The following is a 16,114-nucleotide window of genomic DNA, read 5'->3' on the forward strand; positions in this document are numbered from 1 at the left end:
CGGTCACGCCGACTTGAGAACCGTGAACGGCCGCTTTTGAATGGCCCGCTTGGTCTGGAAATTCGCGGCCGGAGCGGGACGGCCGACGTGAAAGCCCTGGACCTTGTCTATGCCGAACTGGCGCATGAGGACCATCTGCTCTTCGGTCTCCACCCCTTCGACCAGGATCTTGTGGCCGCGATTTCGGACCAGCGCGATGATGTCCTGCAGCATTGCCATGCCCTTGGGGGTGCCGCAGTCGTGAAGGAACGAGCGGTCGATCTTGACCGTATCGAAGTCGATGAGACGAAGCCATGAAAGGCCGGCGAAGCCCGTCCCGAAATCATCGAGCCAGATCCTGATCCCGAGCAGCTTCAGGTCGCTGATGCAGCGCAGGATGTCGGAATGCATCTCCATCTCCAGCCCCTCGGTGATCTCGAAGGCCAGCCTGTTTCCGGTTACGCCGGTCTCGCCCAGAATGGTCGCGACCGACGTCGCGAAGCCGGGCGTCTTGAGCTGGATCGGCGAGACGTTGACGCTGACGACGCGCACGTGATCCTGCGCCAGGAGTTCGGCGCACACCGTCCTTATTGCCCAGCGCCCGAGCTCGAGGATGGCGCCGGTTCGTTCCGCGACGGGAATGAACAGGCTCGGCGGAACCAGGGTGCCGTCGAGCATCTTGAGGCGCATCAGCGCCTCCACGGCCTCGAACCCGCCCGACGCGACGTCCTGGATGGGTTGGTAGACGAGCGAAACGAGGTCCTGGCCAATGGCGATCTTCAGCAAGGCCGCCAGGTTCTCGCTCTCGTCGCTGCTCTGGGGATCGGTCGGATCGAACAGCCGGGCACAGTTTCGGCCGCTGGCTTTTGCAAGATAGAGCGCTCGATCGGCCTCGTGGATGATCTTCTCCAGCTTGGCGGCGGTCTGCTTCCTGGTGAACGCCGCGCCCACGCTCGCCGTCACGATCGAGATGCCATCCCGGCGCAACTCATGCGCGATCGCCAGGTTCTCGATCGTGCGGCAAATGGCTTCCGCCAGATCCGCGACCTCGCCCTTCTTGTCCATGCGGGCCAGGACGATGAATTCCTCGCCGCCATAACGGCCGATGGAGCCATCATGTTGCTTGATCAGGTCGCTGAGCGCATCGGCGACCTGGATCAGGCAACGGTCGCCTTCCTGATGGCCATAGCAATCGTTGAACTTCTTGAAGAAGTCGACATCGATGAGGATCGCCGCGAAACCGTGGCCAAGCTTTTGCCAGTCGTTCCAATAGTCGCGCAGTTTTTCGTCGATCGCGCGCCGGTTCTCCAGCCCTGTCAGCGGATCCGTCCGCGACAGCCTGAGCAGGGCCTTGCCGCGCTCGGTCGCCTCCTTGTGCTGGATCTTGGCTTCCAGCGCGTTCAGGAAGACGTTGTAGCGTTCTTCGTTCAGCTTCCAGTTCACATAGGACGTGAATGTGAAGCACGAAACGTAGAAGGTGCCGAAGACCATCTTGTATATCAGCGTAGCGGGTAAAAAGTAGTTCACCACATACAAGATACACAAAATTATCGTCGACGTTATGATCGAGACCTTGAAGCGGAATGTGAAGAAGAGATTGGCACTCATCATGAAAATGGTGCCAAAGACCATATAATAGGCGACGCTTTCCTTGTTCGCGCCCATGGACGCGGGGCAAAGCCAGCCGATATAGCCAAAGATGATGGCCGCGGCGCAGGTTACGTCAAGCCAGTCGGTGGCGGCTCCCCTGCGAAGCTGTGCTTCCAGGACCAACAGTGCAGTCAGTCCGACAGCGAAGCGGGCCGTGATCGTAAGGGCGGCCACGTCGGGTATCAGCAGCAGATCCGATGCCGAAAACAAGACGTAGATGACGACGGCGATCCAGAGGCCTGGCCTGGCTTCCTTCCTTCGCTTCGCCTGGGCTTCCGTGCGGTAAAGGGTTCGAAGTTCGGCCGCCCCCAGCTCCTGGCGCGGCGGTTCCGCATCCACCGCATCGGCCACTGCGGATGACGCGCGTTCGTTCACGACAAATCCCGACTGAAGGACATTTCGCGTTCTGAACTCTTTTCCAGCTTCTGCCCCCAACGCAGACCGACTCCTTGGCGCGACACGACTTGCCGCGCGATCAAATGCAATGACGCAGGACAAGTTTCCGTTAACTCGAACCCGGAATCCCGCCCTCAAAAACCCCAAAGAATTGATATGGTTAGCGGGAAATTAATCATATCGATAGAATGCAACGGAGCCGCCGTTGGCAAATCGAGTATTCTACGCAATAAGTTAACTGACTGTTAACTATGGAGCCTTGGTGTGCAAACTGTCTTTGACGGCCAGAGTCTGATTACTGCTGAAGCAATCGCCGGTGGTCTCCGTCGAGGAAAGCCCGAGCATCATGGCGAAGCGTTCGAAACCGCTCGCGCGGAGCTGGCGCTCATCCTCCACGCCACACAGCAACAGGTCGAGCAGCAAAAATTTCCCGCCGAGATCGTCCGCCGCCTGCTGTCGCTTCTCAACGCGCTGCGCGCCAAGGTCCATCCCGACGTTTGGCAGGCCTTGATACCGGTGGCGCAGAACCACCCGATCCAGAAGTACTTTCTGGAGGATCCGCTGACACATTGGTCCTTCACCAAGCCCAGGGGTTATTCCGGCGACGCGCAGTTGCTCGACTACATCTATTGCGACCCGCATGTTGCCGAGAGCGTCGCAAGCGCCTCGGAGGTCGGCAAGGCGCTTTACAGCCACACCCAGAACGTTCCGTCATGCGTCGCCGCACGCGAGCGCCGCGATCTGCTGACCCGCTATGTCGATGAAACCGCGGCCAGGAACGGACCCGAAACGGAAGTCCTGGCGATCGCTGCCGGCCATCTGCGCGAGGCGAACCGTTCGGCCGCATTGGCCGAGGGCGGCCTCAAGCGCTGGGTCGCGCTCGACCAGGATCCCCAGAGCGTCGGACTGATCGCGCGCGACTTCCAGGGCACCGCGGTCGAGGCCATCGACGGCTCGGTGCGCACTATGCTCACCAGAGGCCACAAGCTCGGCAAGTTCGACCTCATCTATGCCTCCGGCCTTTACGACTACCTCCAGCACAACGTCGCCGTGAAACTCACCAAGACCTGCCTGCAGATGCTGAAGCCGAACGGGACCTTCCTGTTCGCCAACTACGCCGAGGGCACTCCTGACGCCGGCTACCGGGAAACGTTCATGGACTGGGTGCTGCTGCTGCGGTCGGAGGTCGACATGTGGAACATCATCAACGCCAGCGTCGACCGCAACGCAGTCGACGCGCAGGTCTACTTCGGCGAGAACCGCAACGTGCTTTACGGCGTCATCCACAAGCGTGGATAATACCCGTCTGGATGCAAACCGGCTGACGTAGGACCTCGAGCGCTTCGACCGCGGTGCTCGAGGGTTCGGTCCTCTTACGCGCACCCCAGGCTCGCTTCGGGAACGGCATGCCCTAGCCGAAAATCCGCTCGCCCTGTTCGTCGACGAGCTGGATGCCTTTCTTGATCGAGATGTCGACGGCGTCGTCCAGCCCGGCGAAACGGTCGGCGCGGATGAATTTGTGCTCCTTCACAACGCCGTCGACCTCCTTGGAGACGACGCCGCAGGTCTGGTACTGGCCATCAGCCTTGTAGGGCGTGGCGCTGATCGTGAAGCCCTTGTGCTCGACCTGCTTGGCGGGCGCGGCATTTCCAGGCTCGGCCGCTTCGCCGCCACCGCCGCCGCCGAAAAGACGCTTCAGAAAAGACATCGCTCAAATCTCCCTGTCGCCGGCGATCGCGGTTCGCGTGCGATTCACGACGTTGTTCCTCCAGCATGCGCGAATGTGCCGCCGCGTTCCAGTCCCCTGATGAAGACGGAGACCAGGAGCTCGATCTGCTGGCCGATCTCATCGGCCTGGCGGCGGTCGGACCTAGCCGTATAACCGCTGGTGACGATGCCATGTACGCTTGACCAGAGGGTTCGCGCGGCGATCCGGCGCGTGTCCTCGTCGAGATCGAAGCCGCCATCGGCAAGCACGCTGGCGATGATCTCGAACAGCCGGTCGAGCCGCGCCTCGTAGACGTCGGGCTCGGTCAGCACCGGACGCCGCCTGTTGAAGGCAAGCAGCGCCGGCCAGCTGCCGGGATGCGCCTCGACGAAGCGAACATAGGCGCCTGCCAGTGCCATCAGCCGTTGGCGCACGTCGGTGATACCACGCCTGGCAAGCTCGGCCATCGCCGCGGCGCCCGCGATCCCCAGCCGGTCGAGCAAGCGCATGTTGACGGCGCGGTGCACCCCGTCCAGATCGGAAAACAAGTTGTAGACCGAGCCGACCGAGATGCCCGCCTGTTCGGCAATGGTCCTGGCCTTCAGATTGTCCATGCCGCCCTCGTTGAGCAGCGCTTCGGCAATGGCCAGCACCCGCTCGCCCGTCTCTTCCTTGTCGAGTGCCATGCTTTCCTTCTGAATGAGCGCGCCTTGCAAATGACCTGCTGTTTTCGACCCGACGCCGCTTCGTTTACCACATCCAGGGTATCGTGAACAGTGTTCAAAAGGTCTTGAACGAGGTTCATTCCTGCTATCGGCTACTGGGCCATGGGCATCCTGCTGCTCACCGGCAGCCTCGTGAACCTGGTCAAGTACCGCACCGACGAGCGCATCTCCGCCGAGACCACCGCCAAGATCGAGAAGGCGCGCAACGAGAAGCTGATCAATGAATATGTCGGCAAGGAATGATGCCGACCTGCCCTGACGAGAAAAGCCCGGATCTCCCCGGGCTTTTTGTTGAGCTTTCGCGCTTCAGGAGACGCGCCGCATCGTGGGCTCAGCGATGTGTCAGCGCTTCCAGCGCTTCGGCGGCGGCTTCCAGAATGGCGATCGCCTCGGCCTGCTTTTCTGCCGGGGCATCGACGATCTCGCCGAGTGCCGCGCGCAGCCGGTGGCGGATGGCGCGGAATTCGTCGCGCGTTTCGGAGCGCTCGCCACGGCCACCGCGGCCGCCGCGACGGTCCTCGCCGTCGTCGTTCCAGCCGAACCAGTCGCGCGCCTTGGCCATCTTGCGGCCGAAGCGCTCGAGATGATCGAGCACGCCGTCGATCATCTCGCGATTGTCGGCCAGATGCGCCTGCCCGGCCTCGGTGATCGAGAACACCTTCTTGTTGCCTTCGCTCGAGGACACGGCATAGCCGGCCTCTTCCAGGAAGGTCAGCGTCGGGTAGACCACGCCCGGGCTCGGGGTGTAGATGCCGCTGGTGCGCTCTTCCAGCGCCTTGATGATGTCGTAGCCGTGACGCGGCGCCTCGGCCAGCAGCGACAGCGTGATCAGCTTGAGGTCGCCGTCGGCCAGCATGCGCCCGGCGCGAAAGAAGTCCCCCGGGCCGCCGCGACCGCCGCCGCCCCTGCCCCCGAACGGGCCGAAGCCGCCGCCCCCCCTGCCACCGAACTTGCCGGCCATATGCATGAACATGCGCTCGCCGAAATGATGACGGTCGGAATGATTGTGCCCAAAATTGTGCTTGTGCATTGATTGCTCCTTGAGTTCTATCTCACGATATATCTTAATTAGGCACACCCCATCGATGAGTCAAGATATATCTTACGATGTATCTTAGCCAGCGGTGGCGTCCACGCGTCAGGCGCGGCAGGAATGGATGGTGTGTGAGTGGGCTACCAGCGGCCCTTGCGCCGATTCCAGCCGTAGAGCAGATCGGCGAAGCGATCGTAGGCAATGCGGGTCGGCGGCAGCATGAGCCGATTGCCGAACAGGCGCGCCAGCCATCCCTCGCCAGGCGTTGTCAGCCAGACCGCGATGGCCACGTCTGCACCGACCAGCAGCCTGCCCTGGGCGTCGGTCGCATGCAGCCGGCAGCGGATGTCCTCCAGCGCGATGCCACGCGACGACAGCGCATCCGGCTCCAGGTTGATGTCGCGGAATTCGATCCGACCGGCCTTGACCGCCTCGACCAGCCGCCGCTTCTGCCGACCGATGCCGGCATCGTAGACGGGGCAGCGCGTGTTGTACCAGACGGTCAGCACGGGCCTGGACATGTGTCAGCCGTGATCGTGCCGGTGGTGCAGATCGGGATAATGCGGATGCTTGTGGCGCAGCGGCGCATGCCGGTGCAAGTGCGAATGCGGCTTCGTCGCCGGCCCGTCATGATGATGCTGGTGGTGCTCGTCATGCACATGGCTGTGCTCATGCTCCAGCGCCTCGTGCTCATGCTCGTGATCGTGGCGTTCCGACAGATGCAACCAGAGCCCGACGCCCATCAGCAACCCGGCAATCGCCAGCTTCAGCGTCACGGCATCGCCGAGCATGACGATGGCCAGCAAGGCACCGATGAACGGCGCCAGCGAATAATAGGCTCCGGTGCGCGCCGTTCCGAGATGGCGCAGCGCCAGGATGAACATCACCAGGCTGACGCCGATGCCGAAGAAACCGACAGCCGCCGCCGAGGCGACAATCGGCGCGGCGGGAAGCGAGGCGCCGCCGATCAATGCCAGGCCGACATTGACGGTACCGGCCACGAGCCCCTTCAGCATGGCGATCACCACCGGGTCTGTGGCCGATATCCGGCGCGTGAAATTGTTGTCGAGTCCCCATGCCAGGCACGCCCCCGCGACCAGCAACGCGCCAAGGTTGAAAGTGACGCCATTACCTTGCCACGAAAGCAAAACAGCGCCAGTGAGAATGGCGAAGGCACCGAAAAGCAGGTGCCGGTCGACATTTTCGCGATAGACGAGCCAGGCGATCGCCATCGTTGCCAGCCCTTCGAGGTTGAGCAGCAATGCAGAACTGGATGCCGTGTTGAGGATGAGGCCGAACATCAGCAGGACCGGTCCAACAATGCCGCCCATGCCGATGGCCAGTGCAAGCCATGGAATATCCTCGGCGGCCAGTCGCGCCTCGCCGGCATTGGCTTGCCGGTCGCGCAACAGGCGATAGAGGGCAAGGCCAAGGCCCGCGCCGAGATATAGCAGGCCCGCAAGCATGAACGGATTGACGCTGTCGAGCAGCAGCTTGGACAGGGGCGGCGTCGCGCCGAACAAGACGGCTGAGCCGAGGGCAAGCGGTACGCCGGGCCAAAGATGCGAATGGGAATGGGTCATGGCTCACCCTATCATGATGGCACGCCATGTCATCGACCACACCGCCAGGCACGGTTGCGAGATCGCCCAAGGGAAGTCCGCGCCTCAGTTCCGATGCATGACGGCCCGACGCGTCTGTTGTCGCGAAACAGCGCCCACTCTTCACAGAGGCGCCCGTTGGGCAGGTGGCAAAACCCGTTGCCGGCCTTGTCCTTCTTGATTGTCAGGCGTCCGTCAATCGCCGCGCAATGGACCGATGCGGGATTGGCCGTGCCGACCTGTTTGCGCAAGGCGGATACTATCATCCAAGCGACGAGATGATCTCGCGGTAAGCGAGCTCCGGGAAAGCCTTCATCGTCTGCGACCTGATATTGCCGCCCGCGGCCAGCATCAGCGCGAAACGCGCCAGCACCGCATCGTCGGGCGCCTCGACCACCGCCACCATATCGAATTCGCCCATGGTCAGGTAGAACGACTTGAACGATCCTCCCATCTCGCCCAGTTGCTTCCTGACGGCGTCGAGGCGCTTGGGCGAGTCGCGCACGTTCTTGGCGCCGTGCTCGGTCCAGTTCATCAGCATGATGTAGGTCGTCATGGTAGGCCTCTCTCCGGGGCCGCGGAGCACGGCACTCAGGCCATTGGTTTGTCGACATGGCCTCGACCGGGGCGGGCTTCCGGGGTTGTCGCCCGAAAATGCATCCGACGCCGAAGTATCCTCCCAGTGCCGACATCCTGCAAGCGCTACCGCGCGGGAACCCAATGCCGAGCGGGCGCGACCTCCCGCCAGCCGACACAACAAAGGCGCTGGCAGGCATCAACCGCAAATCAGCCGGCTGCGTTCAGGTAAAGCCGGTTTAAAAACCCGCCGGATTGCGGCAATCTCCGTCGTGGCCCCCAGGCCGGCAAATACCCCATCCGGGGCCAATCCAGCCGCAGGAGAGCTTCATGCGCGAGACATCAGAGCTGCCGCCGGAACAGATCGAAATTCCCGCCGCCTGGATCGGCGAGGACATGGCGAAGCGTCCTGAAAAATGGCTGGTCGACCTGGAGCCAGAGGACGTCGCGGAGTTGGAAGCTGCCGCAACCGGCTTTCTCGCCGGCTCGCACGATATCGGCAGTCTGACCAAGGCTGATTTCCCCTTGCCCCGGCTTGCCGGCCACCTTGCCGCGCTTCGCGAAAAACTGATTGCCGGAATTGGCTTCGAGGTGCTGCGCGGTCTCCCGGTCGAGAGATATTCCACCGAGATGGCGGCAACGATCTTCCGCGGGGTTGGCGCCCATCTGGGAAGCGCTCGGTCCCAGAATGCCCAGGGCCATATACTCGGCCATGTCCGCGACATCGGTGCCGACGCCAGAAACACCGCGACGCGCATCTACCAGACATCCGAGCGCCAGACATTCCACACCGATTCCGCCGATGTCGTCGGCCTGCTCTGCCTGCGCGATGCCATGCAGGGCGGCGAGTCCCTGCTGGTGAGCACGGTGACGATCTACAACGAGATGCGCAAGAGACGGCCCGATCTGGTCCGCCTGCTGTTCGATCCGATTGCCACCGACCGGCGTGGCGAGATCCCGGAAGGCGAAAAGCCCTACTTCGAAATCCCGGTGCTCAACTGGCATGCCGGACTGCTGACCGGCATCTATCAGCGTCAGTACATCGACAGCGCGCAGCGCTTCCCCGATGCCATGCGCCTCACTCTAGCCCATGTCGAGGCGCTGGATCTTTTCGACAGCCTTGCCAATGATGTCAGGCTGAACCTGTCTATGCGGCTCCAGCCCGGCGACATGCAGTTTGTCTACAATCATTCGCTGCTTCACGATCGCATGGGCTTTCGCGATTGGCCGGATCCCGACAAGCAGCGCCATATGCTGCGCCTGTGGCTGTCGGTCCCCGGCGACCGTCCGCTGCCGGACTGCTTCCGGCAGCGCTATGGCTCGATAGAGATCGGCAACCGGGGCGGCATCACCGTCAAGGGCGCGCGGCTGAACGTGCCGTTGCTTTGACGCCCGAAACGAAAAAGGGCGCCGATCGGCGCCCTTAACTGTTCGCGACAAAAATGAACTCAGCTATCGAGGAAGCTGCGCAGCTTGCGCGAGCGGCTCGGGTGCTTGAGCTTGCGCAGCGCCTTGGCTTCGATCTGGCGGATACGCTCGCGGGTGACCGAGAACTGCTGGCCGACCTCTTCCAGCGTGTGGTCGGTGTTCATGCCGATGCCGAAGCGCATGCGCAACACGCGCTCCTCGCGCGGGGTGAGCGAAGCCAGAACGCGCGTGGTGGTCTCGCGCAGATTGGCCTGGATCGCCGCGTCGATCGGCAGGATCGCCATCTTGTCCTCGATGAAATCGCCCAGATGCGAATCCTCCTCGTCGCCCACAGGCGTTTCGAGCGAGATCGGCTCCTTGGCGATCTTCAAGACCTTGCGCACTTTTTCGAGCGGCATGGCGAGCTTCTCGGCCAGTTCCTCCGGCGTCGGCTCGCGGCCGATCTCGTGCAACATCTGGCGCGAGGTGCGCACGATCTTGTTGATCGTCTCGATCATGTGCACCGGAATGCGGATGGTGCGCGCCTGGTCGGCGATCGAACGCGTGATCGCCTGCCTGATCCACCATGTCGCGTAGGTCGAGAACTTGTAGCCGCGGCGGTACTCGAATTTGTCGACGGCCTTCATCAGGCCGATATTGCCTTCCTGGATCAGGTCGAGGAACTGCAGGCCACGATTGGTGTATTTCTTGGCGATGGAGATGACGAGGCGCAGATTGGCCTCGACCATTTCCTTCTTGGCGATCGCGGCTTCGCGCTCGCCCTTCTGCACCTGGTTGACGATCTTTCGGAATTCCAGGATCGAAATGGCCGTTTCCGTGGCCAGATTCTGGATCTCGGCGCGCAAATCCTTGATCGCGTCCTTCTCGTTCTTGGTGAATTCCTTCCAGCCGCGCGAGGTCAGGTTGGCGATCGAACGCGTCCAGTTGGGGTCGAGTTCCGAGCCCTGATATTCCTTCAGGAATTCCTCGCGGCGCACGCCATAGCTTTCGGCCAGGCGCAACAGCTTGCCCTCGTTCTGCACCAGCCGCTTGTTGATGTCGTAGAGCTGCTCGACCAGCGCCTCGATACGCGCCGTGTTGAGCGACAGCGACTTCACCGCCTTGATCAGCTGGTCCTTCAGCTCCTTCAGCCGGCGGTCCTGGCTGGGCGACAGCGTGCCGGCGGCGGCCAGACGGTTCTCGACCTGCTGGTCCTGCAGCTTCCTGAGCTTCTTGTAAGTGTCGGCGATGACGTCGAGCGTCTCCATCACCTGAGGGCGGAGTTCCGCTTCCATCGCCGCCAGCGACAGGCTCGCCTCGTCCTCGTCTTCCTCGTCATCATCGCCGATGCCGCGCGTGTCGGCGCCGACATTGGTGATGTCGTCTTCGTCATCGCGTCCGCGACGCGACTTTTCCTCGACCTTGGGGGCTTCCTCGACGCGTTCGACCACCGGCGCCTGCTTGGCTTCGGGGCCGGCATAGGTGGCTTCGAGGTCGATGATCTCGCGCAGCAGGATCTTGGATTCGTTGAGCTCGTCGCGCCAGATGATGATGGCCTGGAAGGTCAGCGGGCTTTCGCACAGGCCCGCAATCATCGTCTCGCGCCCGGCCTCGATGCGCTTGGCGATGGCGATTTCGCCTTCGCGCGACAGAAGCTCGACCGAGCCCATCTCGCGCAAATACATGCGCACCGGATCGTCGGTGCGGTCGGTCGGCTCTTTCTTGGTGGTGGTGGCGGCGACCGCGGTGCCGGTCTGCTCGGCCAGCTCGTTGGCGTCTTCCTCGGCATCGGCGGCGGTGTCGCCGGCCTCGGCCTCTTCGCCCTGTTCGTCATCCTCGACGACGTTGATGCCCATGTCGGACAGCATCGCCATCGTGTCCTCGATCTGCTCGGAGGTCACTTCCTCGGAAGGCAGCACCGAATTCAGCTCGTCCATGGTGACATAGCCGCGCTTCTTGGCGGCCTTGATCATCTTCTTGACAGCATCATCGGAAAGGTCGAGCAGAGGCCCATCGGTGGCGCCTTCGCGTTCGGTCTCGACCTCTTCCTTTTCCTTTGTCGCCATAGTCTTTATCTTCTCCTAGCGGCCGGCCATCGGGGCCGCGTAAGCTGTCGGACCAGTCAAATCGGATACGCCCGTTTTTCTAAACGCGCCTTACCCGGCCCACAAACTGCATCCACTCTTTTGTTTGGTGCATGCCGTTGCCCCAAAACCGGGTTTCACTCTTGGGCGGCATACATTAAGTCCAGATTAACCCTGATATCTGTGGCAGGCGGGCCGCCTGTCCAGTGACCAAGTACCTTGCATCGCTTGTTTCCCGTCGACGCGGGTGCGGGTTAACGTTTCGAATCGTCCTGATTCCGTCATTCTGTCCGAAGGTCAAGCGCCTCTGGCATGATTCGCATGAAAAAAGCGAATCAATTACCCGACTTAGCGCACCGCGCCCCCAAGGGAAGCGCGGCCGCGCCTTCATTCCTGCACTCAGCTGCACTTAGGCTCGCCCAGCCCTGCCCGACGAAACGCCAAATCCTTCGATCAGCGCTTCCGTCGCTTGTACATCCTGAAACTGCGCCTGAATTTCGATCAGATGGCGGAAATTTTCGTCCGAAGGGTCCGCCTCCAGCGCCGCTTCCGCCTGTTTCAGTTCCTTATGTAAGGTGCGCGCGCTGCGCTGCAAGTGCAACGCCTGGTTCAGGGCGTCGCGGGCATCCTCGAGCGCCGCCGTCTCCAGCGCCGGCCATTGCCGCGCCCGCTTGATCAGGCCGACGGCGCGCTCCCAGATCTCGGCGCAGCCGGCGCGCTCGATCGTCGCCACCACGGCGTGGCGGTCGTTGGCCATGTCATGCGCCATCGCGTCGAGGATGGCGGCATGCAGCCGGGTCAGATCGGAATTGGCGAGATCGAGGAACTCGACATGAGCGAAGTTCTCGTCGATCAGCGCCGGATGGTTGATCAAGGCGACGATGATCGTCGCCTCGCGCACCGACATCCCTTCGCTGCCGCGCTTGACCAGCGCCGACTGGCCGAGGCTTTCGGTGATCGCCATGCGGCCGCCGCCAGGCTTGGCGAATTGGCCACCGGGTGCGGCTGCCTTGCCCTGCCTCGGTTTCCAGTCCTGGCGGCCTTGGCGCGCATTGCGTTGGGAGCCGAAGAAGCTCAGCACCCGTTCGCGCATTTCCTGCTGGTAGTGGTAGCGCGTGCTTTCGTCGCGGATGCGGCTGCTGAGTTCCCGCAGCGTCTGTCCCAATTCCGCCCGCCGCTCCGGCGTGTCGAAGACGCCGCCCGCCGTCTCCCGCATCCACAGGAGGTCGACCAGCGGCCGCGCATCGGCCAGCACGGCGCGGAAGGCATCCGGCCCCTCGGCCTTGACCAGGTCGTCGGGATCCTTGCCTTCCGGCAGCAGCGCGAAGCGCGCCGAGCGTCCGGCCTGTACCGACGGAAGCGCCATGTCGGCGGCCCGCCACGCCGCCTTCAGCCCGGCCTTGTCGCCGTCGAAGCACAGCATCGGCTCCGGCGCCATGCGCCACAACAATTCGAGCTGGTTTTCGGTAAGCGCGGTGCCGAGCGGCGCCACGACATTCTCGAAGCCGGCCTGCGCCAACGCGATCACGTCCATGTAGCCCTCGACGGCGATGACCGTACCGCCTTTCGCCAATGCCTTGCGGGCGCGGGCGAAATTGTAGAGGACATTGCCCTTGTGGAAGAGCTCGGTGTCGGGCGAGTTCATGTATTTGGCGAGCGCGTCGGGCGCCAGCGCGCGACCGCCGAAGGCGATGATCTTGCCGCGCGAATCCGGGATCGGAAACATGATGCGGTCGCGGAACCAGTCATAGGAGACCGGGATATCGTCGCCATGGCGCACCAGCCCGCAGGCTTCGATATCGGCCTTCGGCACGCCCTTGGCCGCCAGATGTTCCTTCAGCGCATTGCGGCTGTCGGGCGCGAAGCCGAGCCGGAACGACTGCTGCGTCGCGGGCGTCAGCCCACGGTCGCGCAGATAGGCGCGGGCTTTGGCGCCTTCAGGCCCTTGCAGGCGCTCCTGGAAGAAGACGGTCGCCATTTCCATGACGTCGGTCAGGCTGGCGCGTTCCTTCTCGCGCCGTTCTTCCTGCGCATCGCGAACCGGCATCGGCACGCCGGCCATGTCGGCGATCTTCTCGACCGCCTCGGGAAAGCTCAGTCCCTCGAGTTCGGTGAGGAACTTGAAATGGTCGCCCGAGACCGAGCAGCCGAAACAGTGGTAACGCCCCTTCTTGTCCTCGCAGTGGAAAGACGGGCTCTTTTCGCCATGAAACGGGCAGCACGCCCAATAATCGCCACGCGAGGCATTGGTCTTCTTGCGATCCCACGCGACGCGCAGGCCGATAACCGATGAAATCGGCACGCGGTCGCGGATCTCGTCGAGAAAGGCGGGTGGAAAGCGCATTAGGGAACTCGTTTCCCCACCATATAATCATGCCCGCGATTTCAGACGACCCCTAATGCGGACGATGCCCGGTTTCCACAGGCCAGATAGAAAGGCGGCCATTGCGGACCGCCTTTCTTTTTCAGTCCGACACCAGTCGGAACTCACTGCGCGGCAAGCGCACCGAAGATGACGCCGGAGAGGATGCCGACCAGCACATAGTCGTTGCCGACGCGGATCCACTCCTGGCCGCGGCCGGGACGGTGCAGGCCGTAGCGGCCATAGTCGCGGATCGGCCGGTGCTGCCTCCAGCCGGAATATTTCTGGCCATTGCGCCAGTTGTTCCGCTTCACCACGACCTTCTTCTTGAACACACGCTTTTTCATATCCCTGTGGTCGCCGGGCCTCTGCCAATCGACCTTGGTGTAGTTCGACTGCGGCGCGACCGGAGCGTTCATCGGCGCTGCCTGGCCGGTGAGCGAGGTGGCGGCCAGCATCGAGAAAGCCAGAGCGGAAAGAACAATGCGTTTCATCGGAAGTCTCCTTGGTTGCCGATGCCAGAGGAATAGCGGCCAGGGGATGAACCGAAACTGAACGCCAGCATTACAATTGTGTAATGAATCCCGCCGCTTATCCAGAAGATTTGAACATCATCGCAAGCAGTGGCGCCCACACCCTCGCAGGTCCGGCCGATCCACGGCTCAAGCCCGTGCAACCATTTGCGGGCCAGTCCATTTTCCGACACCGGCCGTCGCCTCGCGGCGAGCCCTTGAAATCGACAAATTTTTATTACCCGGCTAAAATATTCCGGCTATATTCCAAGGCTGCCATGACCATGATTCGTACCCTCGCTTTAACCACCGGTCGCCATGCTGCCCGCCGCGCGCGCCATGCCGCCATGCAGGCGCCGCGATGAGCGGCTCGGTCGTCCTTCTGCACCTGGCCGGCGCGGTGGCGCTGATGCTGTTTGCCACCCGCATGGTCAAGACCGGCGTCGAACGGGCCTATGGCGACGTGCTGCGTCATCGCCTGCGCGCCACCATGCGCAATCCGATCATGGCGGTGCTGGCCGGCACCGGCCTTGCGATCGCGCTGCAAAGCTCCACCGCCGTCACCTTGCTGGTCGGCTCCTTCGCCGGTTCAGGCATCGTCTCGGGCGCCGCCGGTCAGTTGGCCGTGCGTGGCGCCGAGATCGGCTCGGCTCTGGTGGTCAAGCTGCTGACCTTCGACCTCACGCTGCTGGTGCCGCTCTGCCTCATTGCCGGCACGGTGATGTTCATGGCCACGGAGCGGCGCGACTGGCGCCAGACCGGCCGCATCCTGGTCGGCATCGGCCTCCTGATCCTGTCCCTCGAAATGATCGGCCAGGCGTCCGAGCCGCTGCGCAACAGCCAGCTGCTGCCGGTCATCCTCAATTACTTCTCCACCGATTCCATCACCGCGTACCTGCTGGCGGCAATGATCACCTGGCTGTTCCAGTCGAGCATCGCGGCGGTGCTGTTGATGGCGACGCTGGCCGGCCGTGGGCTGATCAGCCCTGAACTCGGCCTTGTCCTCATCCTCGGCGTCAATCTCGGTTCGTCGCTGATCGCGCCGATGCTGACACGCTCGGCCAGTCCCGAAGTGCGCGTCGTGCCGGTCGGCAACCTTTTGATGCGCGGGCTGGGTTCGCTGGTCATGCTGATCCTGTTCATGATCTTCCGGCCGCATGTTGCCTTCCTCGGCCCGACGGCGGCCGATCAGATCGTCAACGCCCATATCCTGTTCAACGTGGTCATCCTGCTCGCCGGCCTGCCGCTGGCCGGTCTGGTCTACCGAACCTCCGAAAGGATCGTGGCGCTCGGCGCCAAGCCGGCGCCGGCCGCTGCGCTCGACGTCGTCGAACTGTCGGCGCTCAACGAAAGCGCGATCGATGTGCCGAGCCAGGCCCTGGCCAACGCCACACGCGAGGTGGTGCGTGTCTGCGAGACGGTCGAGATCATGCTCAAGCGCATCATCGAACTCTATGAGGACGCCGACTCGGACAAGATCAAGGCGCTGGCGGCCCTCGACGACCGTGTCGACCGCAGGCACGCGGCCATAAAGCTCTACCTCGCCAAAGTCACCAGGAATCCGATGACCGAAGACGAGGCGCTGCGCTGCCAGGAGCTGATCGGCGCCTGCGTCAAGCTCGAGCAGGTCGGCGACATCATCGTGCGCAACATGCTGGTGCATGTGAAGAAGAAATTCGACCGCGGGCTGGAATTCACCGACGAAGGCTGGAGCGAATTGTGCGCCTTCCATGGCTCGGTGTTGGCCAATGCCCGGCTCGCCTTCAACGTCCTTGTCTCGCGCGATCCCGAAACCGCGCGCCAGCTCGTGCTGGAAAAGGACCGGCTGCGCGACCGCGAGAAGGAAACCAGCGCCAGCCATTTTATGCGCCTGCGCGAAGGCACCGCCAAAAGCGTCGAAACCAGCTCGATCCACCTCGACACCATCCGCGACCTGAAGCAGATCAACTCGCTGCTGGCCTCGATGGCCTACCCGGTTCTGGAAGAGCGCGGCCTGCTCACGGGATCGCGGCTGAAGGCGAGCTGACTGGCGGAAGCTTCCTGCAATCGCACCGATTTGGAACACGCTTCCATCATTCGGG

General features: G+C 62.8%; 15 protein-coding genes. 4 read left to right on the forward strand and 11 right to left on the reverse strand.

The window, feature by feature from the left end; translation table 11 throughout:
* Positions 1-3 precede the first annotated feature (3 nt).
* Complete coding sequence (locus LB516_RS28135; protein ID WP_140793270.1) at positions 4-2,004, reverse strand: putative bifunctional diguanylate cyclase/phosphodiesterase; 2,001 nt, start codon at positions 2,002-2,004, stop codon at positions 4-6.
* A 285-nt stretch (positions 2,005-2,289) separates the two neighbouring features.
* Here LB516_RS28135 and LB516_RS28140 point away from each other — a divergent pair, with 285 nt between their 5' ends.
* A complete protein-coding gene (locus LB516_RS28140) occupies positions 2,290-3,324 on the forward strand; it encodes a class I SAM-dependent methyltransferase (RefSeq protein WP_224720774.1) in 1,035 nt (344 codons plus the stop codon).
* Between the two features lie 112 nt (positions 3,325-3,436).
* Here LB516_RS28140 and LB516_RS28145 read toward each other — a convergent pair whose 3' ends face one another.
* The gene (locus LB516_RS28145) at positions 3,437-3,733 is read right to left on the reverse strand and encodes an HlyU family transcriptional regulator (protein ID WP_015316224.1); all 297 of its coding nucleotides are present in this window, start codon (positions 3,731-3,733) and stop codon (positions 3,437-3,439) included.
* Between the two features lie 44 nt (positions 3,734-3,777).
* Positions 3,778-4,419, reverse strand: coding sequence for a TetR/AcrR family transcriptional regulator (locus LB516_RS28150; RefSeq protein ID WP_140727043.1), 642 nt, complete (start codon positions 4,417-4,419; stop codon positions 3,778-3,780).
* Positions 4,420-4,560: 141 nt separating this feature from the next.
* Here LB516_RS28150 and LB516_RS28155 point away from each other — a divergent pair, with 141 nt between their 5' ends.
* Positions 4,561-4,701, forward strand: a complete 141-nt coding sequence (locus LB516_RS28155; RefSeq protein ID WP_224588124.1) for a hypothetical protein — start codon at positions 4,561-4,563, stop codon at positions 4,699-4,701.
* An 88-nt stretch (positions 4,702-4,789) separates the two neighbouring features.
* On the opposite strand, the gene LB516_RS28160 is transcribed toward LB516_RS28155, so the two are convergent.
* From LB516_RS28160 to LB516_RS28180, 5 genes are all read right to left on the reverse strand, one after another.
* Positions 4,790-5,488 carry a PadR family transcriptional regulator gene (locus LB516_RS28160; RefSeq protein ID WP_015316222.1) on the reverse strand — a complete coding sequence of 233 codons (699 nt, stop codon included), beginning with the start codon at positions 5,486-5,488 and terminating at the stop codon, positions 4,790-4,792.
* A gap of 143 nt (positions 5,489-5,631) precedes the next feature.
* A complete protein-coding gene (locus LB516_RS28165) occupies positions 5,632-6,012 on the reverse strand; it encodes a DCC1-like thiol-disulfide oxidoreductase family protein (RefSeq protein WP_224720775.1) in 381 nt (126 codons plus the stop codon).
* 3 nt (positions 6,013-6,015) lie between these two features.
* Complete coding sequence (locus tag LB516_RS28170; RefSeq protein WP_224720776.1) at positions 6,016-7,074, reverse strand: DMT family transporter; 1,059 nt, start codon at positions 7,072-7,074, stop codon at positions 6,016-6,018.
* Between the two features lie 29 nt (positions 7,075-7,103).
* Positions 7,104-7,358 carry a DUF333 domain-containing protein gene (locus LB516_RS28175; protein WP_224720777.1) on the reverse strand — a complete coding sequence of 85 codons (255 nt, stop codon included), beginning with the start codon at positions 7,356-7,358 and terminating at the stop codon, positions 7,104-7,106.
* Complete coding sequence (locus LB516_RS28180) at positions 7,355-7,648, reverse strand: GYD domain-containing protein (protein WP_224683775.1); 294 nt, start codon at positions 7,646-7,648, stop codon at positions 7,355-7,357. Before LB516_RS28180 ends, LB516_RS28175 begins: the two co-directional genes overlap by 4 nt.
* Positions 7,649-7,998: 350 nt before the next feature.
* Here LB516_RS28180 and LB516_RS28185 point away from each other — a divergent pair, with 350 nt between their 5' ends.
* Positions 7,999-9,057 carry a TauD/TfdA family dioxygenase gene (locus LB516_RS28185; RefSeq protein WP_140713796.1) on the forward strand — a complete coding sequence of 353 codons (1,059 nt, stop codon included), beginning with the start codon at positions 7,999-8,001 and terminating at the stop codon, positions 9,055-9,057.
* 59 nt (positions 9,058-9,116) lie between these two features.
* Here LB516_RS28185 and rpoD read toward each other — a convergent pair whose 3' ends face one another.
* The 3 genes from rpoD to LB516_RS28200 form a co-directional block, all read right to left on the reverse strand.
* A complete protein-coding gene (gene rpoD / locus LB516_RS28190) occupies positions 9,117-11,141 on the reverse strand; it encodes an RNA polymerase sigma factor RpoD (protein ID WP_140713786.1) in 2,025 nt (674 codons plus the stop codon).
* Positions 11,142-11,568: 427 nt separating this feature from the next.
* Positions 11,569-13,503 carry a DNA primase gene (gene dnaG / locus LB516_RS28195; RefSeq protein ID WP_224720778.1) on the reverse strand — a complete coding sequence of 645 codons (1,935 nt, stop codon included), beginning with the start codon at positions 13,501-13,503 and terminating at the stop codon, positions 11,569-11,571.
* Between the two features lie 143 nt (positions 13,504-13,646).
* Positions 13,647-14,015, reverse strand: coding sequence for an RcnB family protein (locus LB516_RS28200; RefSeq protein WP_015316215.1), 369 nt, complete (start codon positions 14,013-14,015; stop codon positions 13,647-13,649).
* 379 nt (positions 14,016-14,394) lie between these two features.
* Here LB516_RS28200 and LB516_RS28205 point away from each other — a divergent pair, with 379 nt between their 5' ends.
* Entirely contained in the window at positions 14,395-16,059 is a 1,665-nt protein-coding gene (locus LB516_RS28205) for a Na/Pi cotransporter family protein (protein ID WP_224720779.1), read from the forward strand.
* Positions 16,060-16,114 lie beyond the last annotated feature (55 nt).

The organism is Mesorhizobium sp. CO1-1-7 (assembly GCF_020164885.1).
GTDB lineage: Bacteria > Pseudomonadota > Alphaproteobacteria > Rhizobiales > Rhizobiaceae > Mesorhizobium > Mesorhizobium australicum.